Origin of the sequence: Marseilla massiliensis (assembly GCF_016899955.1) — a bacterium.
GTDB lineage: Bacteria > Bacteroidota > Bacteroidia > Bacteroidales > Bacteroidaceae > Prevotella > Prevotella intestinigallinarum.
This window is the reverse complement of the sequence record NZ_JACJJL010000110.1, coordinates 1-399: the sequence shown is the minus strand read 5'-3', so window position 1 is coordinate 399 and position 399 is coordinate 1. Positions and strand designations below refer to the sequence as shown.

The window sequence follows — 399 nt, the reverse complement described above, 5'->3', positions numbered from 1 at the left end:
CGGCGTACCAGCTCATTGCGGACACGGGACGACATCGCGTAACCCTTTGCCTTGCTCCGGCTCAGCCCCAGCTTGCGTGCCATGCGGCTGACTGTGGTGCGGCTGACGCCCAGGTCGCCGGCCATCTCGGCGTAGGAACGGTTGTCGAAGTGGCGGCTGATATGTCCGGCACGTTCCAGCCACCGGCTCTTGGCCAGCTTCTCCAGTCCGAGTTCGCGGGCTTTTTCCTTCACGGCCGTCACGCCTATCTGGAGCATATAGGCAGTATGTGCGGTGGTCTCCACGGGATAAAGCTCGGCAAGCCGGGAGAGCATGGTTTCTGTCCAGTCGATTCTACGCATGGGATTCGGGGTTATAGTTGTTGAACAATGATTTCTTCTCGCGGCGGTATTGCGCCAG

The 399-nt window shown here is 60.2% G+C and carries 1 pseudogene; it reads right to left on the bottom strand.

What is annotated here, in order from left to right:
- A pseudogene (locus H6B30_RS16140) lies at window positions 1-341 on the bottom strand (MarR family transcriptional regulator); the annotation flags it as partial.
- Window positions 342-399: the final 58 nt, after the last annotated feature.